Genomic DNA, 16198 nt, shown 5'->3' with positions numbered 1-16198 from the left:
TATGAAGTTTTCTTTAAATCTATTGGGAACCTTTTTAGATAAAGGGATGCCGTTGATTATAGGTATACTTCTTTCTAAATATATGTCCAGTGAGTCATTTGGAACATGGTCACTATTTTATCAATTTTTATTGATTGTAAACTTAATAGCAACATCTCCAGTTTTAGGCTTTTTTAGTCGTTACTTTTTCCAACCATCTTATGATGATAAGTCCGTAATGATTATTTATAACTATGCTTTTGTATTTTTAATATTAGTTTTTTCTTTTATTATTTTTTACGGATTCTTTCAACCATTTACACGCGTTAGTCTGTTAGAGATTTTATCTTTATTAGGATTTACATCCTATATTTATTATACTCTTTACTTAAGATTTATAAAAGAGGATTTAAAATATGTTTTGAGTGCATTGCTACGTATTATAGTTTTGATAGTTATCATAGCGATTGGATATTATATTAGTGGAATAATTACATATGAACTTCTTATTACGGCTTTTTGTTTAAGTCATGTTATAAGCTTAATTCAAGCGTTAAGAAAATATCAGCTTAAGAAAAAATATGCGAGAATTGAGTTAAGAGAATTCTTAAGCCTATCTATTTATGGAATAAGTTCTTCTACAGTAAATGGATCAGATAAGTTCATAATATTGGCATTAGGTAATTCCAAAGCTTTTTTAGGTGTGTATTCTTACTTCTTTACTTTAGCATCTGCACCAAATTTATTGGTGGAAGCATTTAAGAAAATTTATACTCCTACGCAGTTTAGAGAATATGCAGAAGGAGGTAAATTAAGTTCTAGAACTAAAAAAGGGATTACAGCATTTCTTTTAGTATTTGGCTTTATACAACTCGCTGGACCCTTAATTTTATACAGATTGTTACTTTTCCTTAATCTAGTTAATGTCGAGTATATTACAGTTGAGAATGTTGAGTATTTACTATTACTTTTTTCTTTTGGACTATATGGATTTAGTATTTATCACTTTATAAACCCATATCTTATCTACTTTAAGAAGACTTTATTTATGACTTTCTCTTTAGCAATTGCTTTCGTTATCTATTTGTTATTTTTGTACTTTGGAGAAGACTCAAATGATCTATTTTATTTAGCAATTTGTAAATCAGTGATGCTGGTGAGCGCCACCATATTGACATTTATTTGTTCTAAATTATTTATTAAAAAAAGTCACACAACCTAATGAAAAGTTCAAATTTAGTCTACGCCTACGAGTACAGTCAGACTAGGTGGGATCATTTTAAAAAAATGGGTGGTTCATATAATTCTGCTGTTTTAATAATTATTATTCTTCTGGGTATATTATTTTCACCTGTTTATTGGCTCATTAATTATGTGTTAAAAATATATGTTTCGAAGGTTAAGATTGCAGATTCTGTTTCATTCTGTTTTACTGCGAATCATATAACGGTTATGGATAAACTTAAAGAGAATTCATTTCAAAATGTAAATATTGGAATAGGCGAATCCAATTTCTCTAATAAATTATTACTCTTATTCATATTTAGTAGTTATAACTTTTTTTCTAATTGCTTTACAATTTTAAGAAATAGACATATGAATTTTAATGCTATTAAAGTATTTAAAACCATAGCTCTTTCAAATTTATTCCAAATGATATTTGAAAAACATACTATTAAAAATGTAATTCAATTTAATGATCATGGCCCATTGCATTTTGATTTATTTAGACAAGCAAAGTTGAGTAATGCCAAAACTTTTTATATTCAGCATGCACCCATCACCAAAGAGTTCCCGCCTCTTTATCATGATGTAAATATTTTATTTAGTCAAGATAGTTTAGATAAATACAAAAAAGAAAATGGAAGGGTAGAGGTTGTTTTAAATAGAGACCTCCGATTTCCTAAACAACTTAATATATTGTCGAAAAACCCTTTAAAAGTTGTATTGTGTCCTAACATTTTAGATAGTAAGGCAGAGATCATTACCACTTACTATAATTTAATTAATGAAGGTTATGAAGTTCTCCTCAGAAAGCATCCCGCAGACCGGCGACAATTCCCACAGGAGTTTCTATTAAGCTCTAATGATAGTATTTGGGCTGATTTTGCTGATGCGACATACGTCGTGACCAACGAATCTGCTGTTACTTTAGAAGGTCTATATAGTAATTGTATTTGTTATAAAACGTGTTGCTGGTCTGATTCTATTGATGGTTATGGCTTTATGGAAAAGGGGTTGATTTTACGTGAAATTAAAACTCAAGGAGCTCTCATAGATTCAATTAATCAAAATTTAGTATTGACTGATCTAACAAAATTAGACTACTACATTGGTGATCAAAATAAGGAATTTTACTTAAATAATATTTTAAGTTAGGAGATATGAAAGACTTATTAATACAGAAAAATAAGAACCTTTTCTTCTCGATGGGGATTTATCTATTCATTTTTTTTGTAATTCCTTTTCTATATCACCTTTTCAATCCAGATGCTTTTATAACGCAATTTCAAGGGACAAATGATTTTTCTTCATTGATTTATGTGTTTATTCTGTTAGCACTAATGTTGTTATCATATAATTTAGCATCTTTAAAATTACCTCGGGTTAAACTGCCGACTATAATGTTTAATTCTAAATTAGTTTTAGTTTTATTACTACTGTTTATAATGACCTCAATTTATTTCTATATTAACTTTAGTTTTAAATTCAGGCATACAGGTGAAGGGTTAACAGCTGCTGGAAACGATATTATTATTTTGAGTTTGTTGAAAATATTCTTTAAAACTTATCTCTTTATTTCTTTAGTTTACTTTCTTAAAACTGAGAGAGTATTTGGTGACAGGTATGTTTATTTATTAATTGGTCTCTCTTTTTGGTTATCTAAATCAGGTTCTACAGATTTACCAATGATATTTGTGGCGATAATTTTTGCGCTTAAAAAGCAAAGTTTCTTAGTTAAGCCAATAAAAGCAAGAAGATATAAGTTGAAAATATTTAATAACTTTTCAGTAAGAATTATTTTGTTACTGTTTTTAGGTTTTGGTGTTGTTTTCATGGGGTTCGCAAATAAATTAGGCTTTGAAAAAGCACAAGAAGTATTTTTTTCGGAAGAAGGTTTACCTAGAGTATTGAATTCGACAACTCTCCGGTTATCTACACATTATGCCTCTAATTTTGGTGCTTATAAAGCCTATGAAGAAGGCAGCTATGCAATTACTGATGCTATTCCTGGTACATGGAACAATATGTATAGTCGTGCACAATATTTGTTTAGCGGACAGGCAGTGGAGAGGGATCGTGTATGGAGTATAAACCGAGCAAATTATTTGAACCTATTCAACGATCATTACAAGGAGAAAACAGGTGCATCACCAGGTATATTTGCTTCCATTTATTACACGAATAACTTATTTTTAGGGCTTTTGCTAATCGGCCTATATATTTTTGTAATTATAAAAATTCTTAAAGTATCACTTCAGTTAAACACTTTAAAGTTAAATTTAGCAGGCTATATAGTTTGTACTTTATTTATTATACCTTTATTTGAAAGTCCTTTTGATAATATTAATATTTTCAATACTTCCTTTGTTTATTTGTACTTTACAACTATACCTTTATTAAAAATAAATAATGATAAATCACTTAAAATTACTCCTGTCTGAAATAGGACACAAGGGCAACTTCATTAAATCTGACGAAATAATCAATTCTTTAAATACTAAGGGTTATTATTATATTCCTGATTTTATCATTGACGAAGAGTTGAAACTCATTAAAGACGTGGTGGTAGACCTTTATTCAAATGATGATCTTGTAAAGATTGAATCAAACGGTTTTGATAAAAGGATTTATGGTGCAGATGAGCGAGCAAATTTTGCTGTACCGAAGCTTAATGATAAATCAAATCCTCTATATTCAAAGTTTTCTTTTACTTCTAATCCATTTCATTTTTTATTATTAGGATGGATAACTAGTGGTAAAGGGAATTTAGGATCTGGTGGAGGATGGCATAGGGACAGTCCTTTTGCGCATCAATTCAAAACGATTTTATATCTTACAGATGTTACAGAAGATAATGGCCCTTTTCAATTTGTAGAAGGTTCAAATAACTGGAGAAATAATTTATCAGTCGCAAAGGCATTAGGAAAATCCTTGAGTGATTATCGATTCACTAATGACGACATTGAGTTATTGGTAAAAAAAGGAGTGATAAAAGAACCACAGACATTTACCTCTAAAGCTGGTGGATTAATTATAGCAGATACTAGAGGATTGCATAGAGGTAAACCTATTGAAGTAGGTGAAAGACTTGCAGTAACAAGATATCATTTCCATAAAGATGTGAGAAGTAAATTTTATAAATAAAATATGAGTAAACCTATAGTTTCTATTATAACGCCGGTTTATAACGCGGCTCGTTTCATTGAGGAAACTTATGACTCTGTTAAGAATCAAATTCTTCAAGAGTGGGAATGGGTGCTTGTTGATGATCAATCAACTGATGATTCTTTTCAGTTATTACTAGAATTAAGTGTAAAAGATCAGAGATTAAAAGTTCATCAACTCCCAGAAAATTCTGGATCTGGACCAGCAAGGAATTTAGCTATTGATTTAGCACAGGGAACTTATTTAGCATTTCTTGATAGTGATGACATTTGGACTGAAAATAAATTATCACGACATGTTTCTTTCATGGAAAAACATCAAGCTGCATTTTCACATACATCATACGGCTTTATGAATGAAGCTGGTGAAGTAATAAATCAAACTTATCATGTAAGTAATAAACCCGTTACCTATAAAGATTTACTTAAAAGAACCGAAATAAGTTGTTTAACAGCAATGTATAATCAAGATTTAATTGGTAAATACTATATGCCAGACTTAAGGCGGAAGCAGGATTATGCGTTATGGCTTAGTATCTTAAAAGCGGGACATCATGCAATTCCTTTAGATGAAGAACTTGCGTTTTATAGACAAGTTAAAGGGTCTGCTACCAATAATAAATTTAAACTAATAATCAAACACCTTAAGTTTCTCAGAGAGGTAGAAGGCTTAAGCGTTTTACATTCTTTGTATTTTAGTTTTCATTGGGGCATTAATGGAGTTAAGAAGTACTATCTATAAAATATTGAAGAGCATATACTATTTAGATTAAGTGCTGTCAGAAGCTAACTTTTTATTTTAATTGTCATTTATTTTTATTAGCTCTTCCAAATTTCAAAAAAAACTTTTCATACTTTTCATAGACAATGTAACTTGTAATGATAGTTAATACAATAGATGTCACTATTAGAATTAATTTAAAATTTTCATTAGACTCTACTTGTGTCTGCGTTGAAGCAATATATGTTACTACAGAATATACTATAGGATGTATTAGGTAAATAGAATAACTGATATCGCCTAAAAACATTAATGGAATATGAATAAAAGTTGGTAATTTTAAATCGGATTTGTAAAGTGAAATGCAAATTGCTATACAACATACTGAAAAAGCTAATCTATTTATTCCCGTAATAATATTTATGGTATCACCTGAAGAAGGTATATGAATAAAAAGTAACAAACCGCCAAAAAATAAAATGATTTTAAAATATTTGTTCAACACTTTTTCTCTCAATAAATAACCTATTAGAAAACCAGAGAGGAACAAAAAAACCTGGTTTAGTGGATTGGTATATATGTCCCATTGATAAAGTAAGGAAATTGATGGGTCTAATACGTAAAAAGCAAAATAGACATAAATAGCTATTATGATTGCTGTTAATAGTATAAATAAGCGCACCTTATATTTTGCGAGCAAAAGGAATACTGGAAAGAAAACGTAAAAAACTAATTCATTCCCAATTGACCAAACTCCGGAAGAAAAATAGGTGTCCCACTTAACAAAGCCAAAAAGGCCTGTTAAATTCAATGCTAAATCTAAAAAATCAGGTATTTTTCTTGATAGAATTATAGAAACAATTGTAACTAGCCATAATAACGGAAAAATTCTAAGAATCCTTTTTTTAAAGAAATCAATCAAGAATTTTTTGGTCGGTTCAAATTTATCATAGTAAACGTAACATAGAGTCAGTCCACTTAAAATATAAAAAATACCAACTCCATATATTCCAAATCTACCTAAAAAAGTTTCAGAAGTAAATTTCCCAAAGCTCCATGTTATTAGGTGATAAATCATAATTCCTGAAGCTGCTATACCTCTTAAATAGTCTAAGCTATATAGGCGTTTTTTTTTGGGTTTTCTTGGATTTTGAATATCAGTCATAACTTTTGCAAAATTAAGCTTTTAAGTATTTTAACCTCTTATTTTATTTAATAACTCTTGATTAATCTCACGTTGCACTACATTTATATTTGAGTTTAAATGATGTGTTTTAGTAGTACCTATCATTGCAGCATTTACAAATTGATTTTCAATCACAAACTTTAATGCAATTTCAGCTCCTTTCCAGTCAGGATAAGAGTTGATGTATCTATATTTATAACCTTTAAATAATTGAGGTCTATAATTCTTTAATACCCTTAGTAGGTACCAAACGTCACTCAATCCTCTTAATTTAAATATATCATTGCTATACAATCCATGAGCCATTGGGCTTTTTATTAATACACCTATGTTTTTTTGGGCGGCTTTCTCAATTTGATTATCGGCTTCTTGTTCTAGTATATTATAAGTCAACATCACTGTGTCAAAAAAGTCTAGATTAAGTACATGATCTAGAACCTTACCATCGCAAGAAACACCTATATTTCTTATCTTACCTTGTGATTTAAATAACTCAAGTGTTTCAAATACATCATCTGTTAAGTGCTTCACTTGTGGACTATGCAATTGAAACAAATCAATATAATCCAGATTAAGTTTTCTCAACGAAGTTTCTAGGGACTCTGTAAGTTGTTTTCTAGAATAATCTTTTTTGTAAGTATTTCCTTTGACGTGGACTGTTCCTCCCTTAGTGGCTATTACTAATTTATCTCTATTAACGTCTTTAATAAGATTTCCTAATCTTACTTCTGCATTACCAAAAGAATAAGCACTACCAGTATCAAAAAAGTTTATACCCTTATTATAAGCTTCGTGTAAGACCTTACTTGCTTGGTCTTCATTAAATGCCTTCATACCTAAAATACCTCCAATTCCTAATCCTAATTTAGAAATCTTTAAATCTGTTGACCCTAGTTGTTTTAATTCCATAGTGATTTTACTTCTTGACAAAAATCCGTAATATATATGAATAAACCATTAAATTTATATGATTCAATTGTTTTTGATTTTAAAGTTTACAATAGTTTCTCATCTCTATTTTTATAAACTCAATTTAAAACTGACATTTTTTGAATTACAAATAATTAAATATGTATTTATGCTTTATAGTCAAAGTATCCATATATTTTTGTCATTCTTTTTAATTCTTTAAATCTATTAGAGAATACCTAGTTTACAAGAGTTTAATAATTTGGTTTAAAACATGACATATATTTTAATTTTTATAATTCTAGCAATACTTTCCTACGTCTATCTAAAATTAGCAGACAGATTTAATATAATCGATAAGCCTAATCACAGAAGTTCACATACTCAGATTACTATAAGAGGTGGTGGTATCATATTCTACATTGCATTACTTATTTTTTTCATTACCAGTGGTTTTGAATACCCATATTTATTTATAGGCACCACTATTATTGCTTTGGTAAGCTTTATAGACGATTTAAGGCCACAACCACCAGCATTACGTTTACCGGTTCAATTTATTGCTATAGCTATGGCTATCTATCAGGTAAGTTTAGACTTCCCTTTAATATCATTAATTCTATTATTGATAGTTGGTGTAGGGTTTGTAAATGCATTCAATTTTATGGATGGTATCAATGGGATAACCGGAATGTATTCTATAGTGATTGTAGGTTTTTTACTATTTTTTAATATTTATGAAACTACTTTTGTAAACGTAGACTTACTATATTATTTACTTTTTTCTCTAATTGTTTTTGGTTTTTATAATTTCAGAAAAAAGGCGCTGTTTTTTTCTGGAGATGTAGGAAGTATTTCTATAGCGGTGGTTTTGTTTTTTCTGGTTTATCAATTTTATTTTACATTAAAAGCTCCAGTGGCTATTTTGCTAGTCGCAGTTTATGGGGTAGATACCGTACTAACAATCATACGCAGAATTAAGATGAAAGAAAAAATTTCAGAAGCGCATAGACATCACCTTTATCAATTATTTGTTGATTCTAAACAGTTTTCTCATATTACTACTTCATTAATATATAGTGTAATTCAGTTATTATGCTGCATCATAGTGTACTACAGTTTTCGATTGGGATTATGGGAGCAATTATTAATTATTACACTAGTTTTACTTTCAATTACTTCAAGTTATGTATTCTTAGTTCGTTACTTTCTTAAAATGCGTGTGAAAGCATCATAGAATATGAAAAAGCATATTTATTTATCACCGCCAATTTATGGTGATCAGACTGTCTTATCTACACCATCAAGTATAAATGTTTATGATGACATCTATAAAGATATAGATGATTTTGAGAAAATAGTCAAAGGTTATCTAAATACGGATAAGCAGGTTGTTGCTCTCAATTCTGGTACATCAGCAATTCATATGGCTTTAATTCTTGCAGGTGTTGTAGAAGATGATATTGTGCTGTGTCAATCTATGACTTTTGTTGCTTGCGCAAATCCTATTTTATATCAAAGAGCAAAACCAGTGTTCGTCGGTAGTGAAGAACGTACCTGGAATATGTGTCCAGAAGCTTTAGAACTAGCCTACCTAGAATGTGTTAAAAAAGGAAAAACCCCTAAAGCTATAATTGTAACTAGCCTGTATGGTATGTCCAGTGATATGGATGCTATTGGAAGCTTTGCTAGAAAAAACAGTATAAAGTTAATTGAGGACAGTGCTGAAGCTTTAGGTGCAGCGCATAGAAATAAAAAACTGTCCACCATAGGAGATTACGGAATTTTGTCTTTTAATTTAAATAAAATAATCACAACAGCTGGTGGTGGGATTTTAGTTGTAAACTCAATAGAAGAGAAGCAAAAAGTACTTCATCTAGCAACTCAGGCCAAAACAAATTTACCATACTATCATCATGACACCTTAGGATACAACTATAGGTTAGGTCATATAAATGCAGCCCTAGGAGTAATACAATTTAAAGAATTAGAAAATAACCTTAAGAAAAGAAAGGCCAACCATAAATTCTATGAAGAGCTATTTAAACATATTAGTGGAATATATGTCCATAAAGAACCCGATGATCATTTTATTTCCAACCACTGGCTCAGTGCTATTCTAGTAGATCCTTCAAAAACAGGTGGAATTACACGAGAGGATATCAGACTTTCCTTAAAAAAAGACAATATAGAGTCCAGACCATTATGGAAACCTATGCACATTCAACCGCTTTATAAGGACTATCCTTATTACGGTAATAAAGTTTGCGAAACTTTATTTGAAAATGGATTGTGCTTACCTTCTGGTTCTAATCTGACAGATGAAGATAGACAACGCATTACAACCTCTATTCACACTATTTTTAATAAGTAGTTGTGGTTCGCTTTCGCGAAAGCGTATTAATAACAATTTCTAGATTTAGAAAGTCGGTAGCGCATTATTAGTGCTATCGGCTTTTTTATTGGTTACTAATAATAGAAAGTGGTAACGAAGCCTTTTCATTCCATGAAGGATTCTATAAGCATGCAAGACGTTTATTATCAGCAGAAGGAATTTTCAGTTATCAAATAAAACTTAATAACTTAACCTACGCTTAATGTAAATCTATTATGAATTTGTAGTAATAACAATATTTTTGTAATTCTATAAAATCGTACAAATGAAAAAAATATTACTATTTGGTTTACTGTTGGTTGGAAACTATTTAATGGCTCAAACAGTAGTCTACACTCAAGACTTTGAGATAGAGAATTCAGGATATTCTACTTCAGCTACTGAAGGCTCATCAACTTCGTTTATAGATGTTTTTAATAGATCCCAACCTAATATAGGTGGTAATAATTCCTTTTTATTTGCTATAGAAGATACAAATGTTACACCAGCGACTATAAATCTTAGTAATATTGATATCTCAAATTTATCGGATTTTACTTTTTCTATTGATTTATTAGCTCATCATTATCAGGATTGGGATTCTACAGATGAAGTTAGAATTACATATAGTTTAGATGGTGGCGTTTTTCAAAACCTAATGTCAATACAGCATGTACCAAATGACGCTTCAAATGAGCCTGCAGCACTAGATACCAACTTTGACGGAGATGGTGAGTGTACTCCTACAACTTTATTACCATCATTAACTACTGGTACTTCTAATGGTTGTGTTGTGCCTAATGGTGACAATCAATTTAGAAATTTTAGTTCAGACACTATTTTACTAAATGGAAATAGTTCGCTAACCATTTTATTTACAGTGAATGGATTAACGGCAACTGATGAAGGAGTGTATTTTGATAATATCAGCGTACAAGGTAATCCTGCTGGTCCAGCAACTACTACACTTCAATTTGATCCTAATGCGTTAACAGTAAATGAAGATGCTGGAACAGTTGATCTTACGGTTGCTATTTCTAACGAATCAGCTACTACCGCTACTACTGCAGATGTCGTACTAACCTCTGGAACGGCAAGTAATATCGGGAACTATATGACTCAGGCTCTTACTTTTCCAGCTGGTTCTTCAACCAGTCAGACGGTAACCGTTACTGTAACTGATGATATGCTTGCAGAAATGGATGAGGATTTTGTGTTTGAATTACAAAATATACAAGGTGGCGATATGGCTGCTGTTGGATTAAACAGTCAGTTTACCTTAACTGTTTTAGAGGACGATGTAGCACCTATATCACTACCTTATATTGAGTCATTTGATGATTGTGCAAATAATGCATGGGTAGCTTTTGATGAGGCTGGTGATGATGAATGGCTTTGTGGTTCTGGAGCTTATACTATGAATGGTTTTGGAGGTACGGAAGACATCGATTGGTTGATTACTGAAACGCCTGTTTCATTTCCTGCGATGGCAAGTATCAATCAAATTGAAGTGACCACATCAGAACGTTTTGGAAATGCTGTAAATGAAAGTGGAGAGTTTTTATTAAGATATTCTACAGATTATGATGGTTCAGGAGATCCTACTACGGCGACATGGACAGATTTGACTTTTGACCCTAATAATACTTCTTCAGGTAGTACTTATTCCACTTCATCTAGTACTTTGGTAGATGCTTCTGTTATTCAAGGTGAAGCATATATCGCATTTTTATATGATAATACAGGTTTAGGTGCAGAAGAATGGGTACTCGAAGAAATTGAAATTACTACATTACCTGCTAATACAAATCTAGCCCCATCAGTAACTAATATTTCAAACAGTCCATTAGTACCAGCTTCTACTGAAACAGTAACTATCAATGCAGATGTTACAGATGCAGATGGCCTTGCTAGTGTAGTATTAGAATATGGGTTTGCTACAGGTGTTTATGACCAGCCTTCAGTAACGATGACTTTAAGCAGTGGTGACACTTATTCTGCGGTAATAGATGCTCAAGCAGATGGAACCACAGTATACTATCAAATAGTTGCTATTGATCAAAACTCCATGCCAGAAACAGCAACAAGTCCAGAGCAAATTTATACAGTCTTTGATCCTGTGCCTGCACCTACATTAATTATTACAGAAGTTGCAGATCCTGGTGATAACGGAAATGCACGTTTTGTAGAAATCTATAATAATGGAACTGACGCAATTGATTTTGCGACAAATCCTGTTTTTTTGGCAAGATTTGCAAATTCGAATACTACTTCTCAAAATGAACAGTTAGTGGGGATTTTGAACCCAAAACAATATCTTATAGTTGCCGGTAGTGGTGTGAATTTCACATCGGCTTATGGTTTTGCTCCAGACGCTATTAGTGGTGCGGTGAGCGGTAATGGAGATGATACTTATGCATTGTTCACAGGAACACCTAGTTCAGGAACTGAAAGTTTATTTGATGTTTATGGCGAGGTAGGAACTGATGGATCAGGTGAACTATGGGAGTATGAAAATAGTAGAGCAATAAGAAACTCTTTGTTAGATGTACCTAGTGATGTTTGGCAAGCTGCTAGTTGGACAATTATTTCTTCAAATGTTGCTGATATGACTCCAGGAGAAGGGGAATCTATTGATTATATTTATGACGGTTCGAGCTGGTCACCAACTTCACCAGAAGGAAATTCAACAACAAGTGATAATATAAGAGTAACTTCTGGTACCATAGCTTTTACAGGTGATGTAGATGCTAAAAACCTATTGGTTGAGAATGGAGCTACCTTAGATTTAGGTGCAAATGTGATAAGCCTTAGAGGAGATATAAATGCTATTTTAAATGCAACATTAATTTCGAATCAATCAACTATTAATTTAGAAGGAGTATTAGAACAAGAACTAAATGTTTCTTCGATCTCTGTTGAAGATTTAATAGTAAATAATGCAAATGGAGCCGTTATCAACGGTATAGTAGATTTAGAAGGTATCCTTACTTTAACTAATGGCTCATTAACAACTAATGATAATTTAACTTTTAAAAGTATAGCAGGTACGAGTGCTGTGCTTGCACCAGTAGTCAGTGGTGCATTAATTGGAGACGTAACAATAGAACAGTTTTACCCAGCACAACGTGCCTTTAGATTTGTAAGTTCACCAGTAGATATGACGGGAACTATTTTTGATAATTGGCAGCAAGTGGGATTAAATCCTAGTGATGCAGGATATCAAGCAGGAATAGGAACACAAATTACGGGTGGAACATCTGGTGGATTTGATATTTCGGGTTCTAATAATCCTTCTGCTTTTACTTTTAGTAATGATGGAACACAGGTCTGGCAAACTCCAACTGCTACTGATGATATGAATGCTTCTTTAAGCGCAGGAACACCTTACCGATTATTCATTAGAGGAGATCGTTCCATTGATTTAACGATTAGTGATACGCCTAATGATACCAAGTTAACCACTACAGGTGAACTAAAACTAAACGATGCCATTCAAACTTTTGATTCTAGTTTGTCGACTGGTGATTTTGTATTTGTCGGTAATCCTTATCAAGCAAAGGTGGATGTTGGCGCCATGATTTTTGATAATATGACCAGTACTCAAGAAGACATGAATCCTAACTTCATGTATGTATGGAATCCACAAGCTGGTACAAGAGGTGCTTATAGAGCTTATGATTTTCGAGATTCCACTAGTACTCCGACAGATGGAGAAGTAGCTGGCGAGTTACAACCTGGTCAATCTATGTTTTTACAAGTATTAAATGATGCAGATTCAGATGTGCCTAGTGTAACTTTTAAAGAAAGCTATAAAGTATCTGGTTCTAACTTAACATCTACGTTTAGCGCACCACAAGGGTTTTTAACTTTAGATGTTTACAATTCAAACTCTACAGCCTTAGATGGTCTTAAATTAAATTTTGATTTGAATGGTCTAGACGGAATAGATTCGTTTGACTTATTGAAGATTGAAAATTTAGATGAAAATATTTCGATTATCAACAATTCTAATAGACTTGCCATAGAGAGTCGTTCTAATCCTACTGATGGAACCATAATCCCTTTAGAAATCAAGCGATTTAACGATGGGAACTATGATATCAAAACTAGATTATCTGGTGTAAATAATTTGAATACCTATTTATATGATGCTCATACTAATCAGTATCATCTCATAGCTGCAGACGTGATGACCACTATATCATTAAATTTTGACACCACAGTTCCTTCCACAGTTGCATTAGATAGATTTTCTATTTACTTCTCAAATGTTACTTTAAGTGAGTTAGATGTCGTTAGAACTGATTCTATTACAATGTATCCAAATCCTGTAATAGATGGATCATTACAAATTAATGGTTTGAGTAACGATACTGAATCATCGGTTCAAATTCACAATTTATCGGGACAATTGTTAATTCGTCGATATTTTGAAGCGAACAACGGTCAAGTCATCCTGACTAATTTGGATAGTTTAAATATGGGTGTATATTTGTTAACTATACAGCAGGGCAATAATCGCTTTGTTGAAAGGATTGTTATCAAATAAAGCACAACTCAGTAATCAGGTATCTATATGATAGATTAGATTGTAGTTTTATATTCATATAGAAGAATTTAAAAGGGTAATGGTTACATTACCCTTTTTTAAACCAATTAATATTAATACAATGACTTGGGATTATTTTAAAAAAAGATTGTCGCATGTTCTACTCAACGGAGATAACGATCTAAAGTTTAGAAATATATCGTACCTGCCACGCTGGGCTGTGGTAGCAATAGATTCATTCATTGTCATTCTATCATTTTTAATAAGCTATTTATTAGTTGAAAATTTATCGGTTTCTTTTTATCCGTCATTAACCATATTGCAGCAAGGCTTTGTAGTTTGTTTGGTTCAGTTTTCATTCTTTTTCGTTTTTAGCACCTATGCCGGATTAATAAGGCATAGTACCACTGTGGATATATTAAAAATAGCTTTAGCTGCTATTTCAGCAGCTGTTGCTTTAATGATGATTAGTTATGGTTATCATTTTCTTTTTGATAAAAAACTTTTCTTAGTACCTTTTCTAGCGATTTTTGCCACGATAACTTTTGGTTTAATGTTATTGTTCAGAATGGTGGTAAAGTCGGTTTATCAACTTTTTACAAATCTTAATACTTCAGAGAAAAAAAGAGTGCTACTATTAGGAGTTAATGATGATACTATTTCAGTAGGAGAAGCTATGACTATATCTAGAAATCAAGATTTCGATTTAGCGGGCTTTGTATCTTTTACTAAATCTCATTCGAAAATTAAGATTTTAGGAAAGCCTATATTTAAGTATAGCAGCGATTTATATGAAAATTTACAACCTTATGATATTGACGGTATCGTTATCGTAGGTAATACGATTTCTAATAAACAAAAAAACAATATTGTTGATGAATGTCTCAATTATGGTATTCAAATTTATAATGCTCCAGTTATTAAAGAATGGAATGATTCTGAGAGTGTTCAAGGTAATATAAAAGAAATCCAAATTGAGGATTTATTAGAACGAAACCCTATTGTATTAGATGATTCCCTTATTGATGAATATCTTAATAATAGAATTATATTAGTCACCGGTGGTGCAGGTTCTATAGGTAGTGAAATTGTGAGACAAGTATCTCAGTTCAACCCTAAAAAACTTATAGTTCTAGACCAAGCCGAATCTCCTTTACATGAGCTTGAACTAGAATTGAGGTCAAGGTTTGCGGACGTTGCTTTCGAATTTGTATTAGCAGATGTAGGTAATTTAAAGAGATTGACTAATCTTTTTAATAAAGAGGATATCTCGGTTGTCTTTCATGCTGCAGCTTATAAACATGTTCCACTTATTGAAAACAATCCTTCAGAAGCCGTATTTGTTAATATTATTGGAACAATGCATCTTGCCAACCTTAGTTCTCAATTTGGTGTGGACCGATTTGTAATGGTTTCAACAGATAAAGCAGTAAACCCTACTAATGTCATGGGTGCTTCAAAGCGTGCTGCTGAAATCTACGTTCAGGCATTACAAGCTAAAGAATCAAAAACATGTTTTATTACAACTCGATTTGGAAACGTTCTAGGTTCTAATGGTTCCGTAATACCTCACTTTAAGAAGCAAATTGCAGCTGGTGGTCCGGTAACTGTCACCCATCAAGATATTATAAGATATTTTATGACGATACCTGAGGCATGCCAACTGGTGTTGCAGGCTGGAACTATGGGGCAAGGTGGAGAAGTTTTTGTTTTTGATATGGGGAAACCTATTCGAATCATGGATCTGGCTGAAAAAATGATAAAATTATCTGGATTTGTACCTTACGAACAAATTGATATTAAAGTCATAGGTTTAAGACCTGGCGAAAAGTTATTTGAGGAATTATTAAATGATAAAGCGAAAACACTACAGACGCATCATAAGAAAATTATGAGGGCAAAAGATCAAGTTCTTTGTATGGAAGAGGTTAATAATTTTGTTATTGAAATAGCTACTGCTGCAGAACAACAGAATAACACTTTAGTTGTAAAAAAATTAAAGGAATTAATACCAGAGTTTTTAAGTCAGAATAGTATTTACGAAGAGCTCGATAAAGATGTCAAAATAAGAATCTAAAATCTTATATTT

11 protein-coding genes are annotated in these 16198 nt (G+C 31.8%); 9 read left to right on the top strand and 2 right to left on the bottom strand.

What is annotated here, in order from left to right; translation table 11 throughout:
- The first annotated feature begins 1 nt into the window (after position 1).
- The 5 genes from R1T42_RS06070 (at position 2) to R1T42_RS06050 (ending at position 5109) form a co-directional block, all read left to right on the top strand.
- The gene (locus tag R1T42_RS06070; RefSeq protein ID WP_317291693.1) at positions 2-1201 is read left to right on the top strand and encodes a lipopolysaccharide biosynthesis protein; all 1200 of its coding nucleotides are present in this window, start codon (positions 2-4) and stop codon (positions 1199-1201) included.
- A gap of 65 nt (positions 1202-1266) precedes the next feature.
- Positions 1267-2358, top strand: a complete 1092-nt coding sequence (locus R1T42_RS06065; RefSeq protein WP_317291692.1) for a hypothetical protein — start codon at positions 1267-1269, stop codon at positions 2356-2358.
- 5 nt (positions 2359-2363) lie between these two features.
- Positions 2364-3644 carry a hypothetical protein gene (locus tag R1T42_RS06060; protein ID WP_317291691.1) on the top strand — a complete coding sequence of 427 codons (1281 nt, stop codon included), beginning with the start codon at positions 2364-2366 and terminating at the stop codon, positions 3642-3644.
- Positions 3613-4347 carry a phytanoyl-CoA dioxygenase family protein gene (locus R1T42_RS06055; RefSeq protein ID WP_317291690.1) on the top strand — a complete coding sequence of 245 codons (735 nt, stop codon included), beginning with the start codon at positions 3613-3615 and terminating at the stop codon, positions 4345-4347. Before R1T42_RS06060 ends, R1T42_RS06055 begins: the two co-directional genes overlap by 32 nt.
- Positions 4348-4350: 3 nt before the next feature.
- Positions 4351-5109: a glycosyltransferase family 2 protein gene (locus R1T42_RS06050; protein ID WP_317291689.1), complete on the top strand. Its 759-nt coding sequence runs from the start codon at positions 4351-4353 to the stop codon at positions 5107-5109.
- A 64-nt stretch (positions 5110-5173) separates the two neighbouring features.
- On the opposite strand, the gene R1T42_RS06045 is transcribed toward R1T42_RS06050, so the two are convergent.
- Positions 5174-6253: an acyltransferase family protein gene (locus tag R1T42_RS06045; protein WP_317291688.1), complete on the bottom strand. Its 1080-nt coding sequence runs from the start codon at positions 6251-6253 to the stop codon at positions 5174-5176.
- A 30-nt stretch (positions 6254-6283) separates the two neighbouring features.
- Complete coding sequence (locus R1T42_RS06040; protein ID WP_317291687.1) at positions 6284-7183, bottom strand: aldo/keto reductase; 900 nt, start codon at positions 7181-7183, stop codon at positions 6284-6286.
- Between the two features lie 274 nt (positions 7184-7457).
- On the opposite strand from R1T42_RS06040, the gene R1T42_RS06035 reads away from it, so the two are divergent.
- The 4 genes from R1T42_RS06035 (at position 7458) to R1T42_RS06020 (ending at position 16186) form a co-directional block, all read left to right on the top strand.
- Positions 7458-8420, top strand: a complete 963-nt coding sequence (locus R1T42_RS06035) for an MraY family glycosyltransferase (RefSeq protein ID WP_317291686.1) — start codon at positions 7458-7460, stop codon at positions 8418-8420.
- A 3-nt stretch (positions 8421-8423) separates the two neighbouring features.
- Entirely contained in the window at positions 8424-9557 is a 1134-nt protein-coding gene (locus R1T42_RS06030; protein ID WP_317291685.1) for a DegT/DnrJ/EryC1/StrS family aminotransferase, read from the top strand.
- Between the two features lie 286 nt (positions 9558-9843).
- Entirely contained in the window at positions 9844-14109 is a 4266-nt protein-coding gene (locus R1T42_RS06025) for a T9SS type A sorting domain-containing protein (RefSeq protein WP_317291684.1), read from the top strand.
- 121 nt (positions 14110-14230) lie between these two features.
- Positions 14231-16186, top strand: coding sequence for a polysaccharide biosynthesis protein (locus R1T42_RS06020; protein ID WP_317291683.1), 1956 nt, complete (start codon positions 14231-14233; stop codon positions 16184-16186).
- The last annotated feature ends 12 nt before the right edge of the window (positions 16187-16198 follow it).

It is taken from the genome of Nonlabens ulvanivorans (assembly GCF_032922765.1).
Lineage (GTDB): Bacteria > Bacteroidota > Bacteroidia > Flavobacteriales > Flavobacteriaceae > Nonlabens > Nonlabens ulvanivorans.
This window is presented reverse-complemented; position numbering and strand designations above follow the sequence as displayed.

Coding starts and splice junctions, on each gene's coding strand:
- R1T42_RS06070 (WP_317291693.1), top strand. CDS start 2: ATGAAGTTTTCTTTAAATCTATTGGGAACCTTTTTAGATAAAGGGATG.
- R1T42_RS06065 (WP_317291692.1), top strand. CDS start 1,267: ATGGGTGGTTCATATAATTCTGCTGTTTTAATAATTATTATTCTTCTG.
- R1T42_RS06060 (WP_317291691.1), top strand. CDS start 2,364: ATGAAAGACTTATTAATACAGAAAAATAAGAACCTTTTCTTCTCGATG.
- R1T42_RS06055 (WP_317291690.1), top strand. CDS start 3,613: ATGATAAATCACTTAAAATTACTCCTGTCTGAAATAGGACACAAGGGC.
- R1T42_RS06050 (WP_317291689.1), top strand. CDS start 4,351: ATGAGTAAACCTATAGTTTCTATTATAACGCCGGTTTATAACGCGGCT.
- R1T42_RS06045 (WP_317291688.1), bottom strand. CDS start 6,253: ATGACTGATATTCAAAATCCAAGAAAACCCAAAAAAAAACGCCTATAT.
- R1T42_RS06040 (WP_317291687.1), bottom strand. CDS start 7,183: ATGGAATTAAAACAACTAGGGTCAACAGATTTAAAGATTTCTAAATTA.
- R1T42_RS06035 (WP_317291686.1), top strand. CDS start 7,458: ATGACATATATTTTAATTTTTATAATTCTAGCAATACTTTCCTACGTC.
- R1T42_RS06030 (WP_317291685.1), top strand. CDS start 8,424: ATGAAAAAGCATATTTATTTATCACCGCCAATTTATGGTGATCAGACT.
- R1T42_RS06025 (WP_317291684.1), top strand. CDS start 9,844: ATGAAAAAAATATTACTATTTGGTTTACTGTTGGTTGGAAACTATTTA.
- R1T42_RS06020 (WP_317291683.1), top strand. CDS start 14,231: ATGACTTGGGATTATTTTAAAAAAAGATTGTCGCATGTTCTACTCAAC.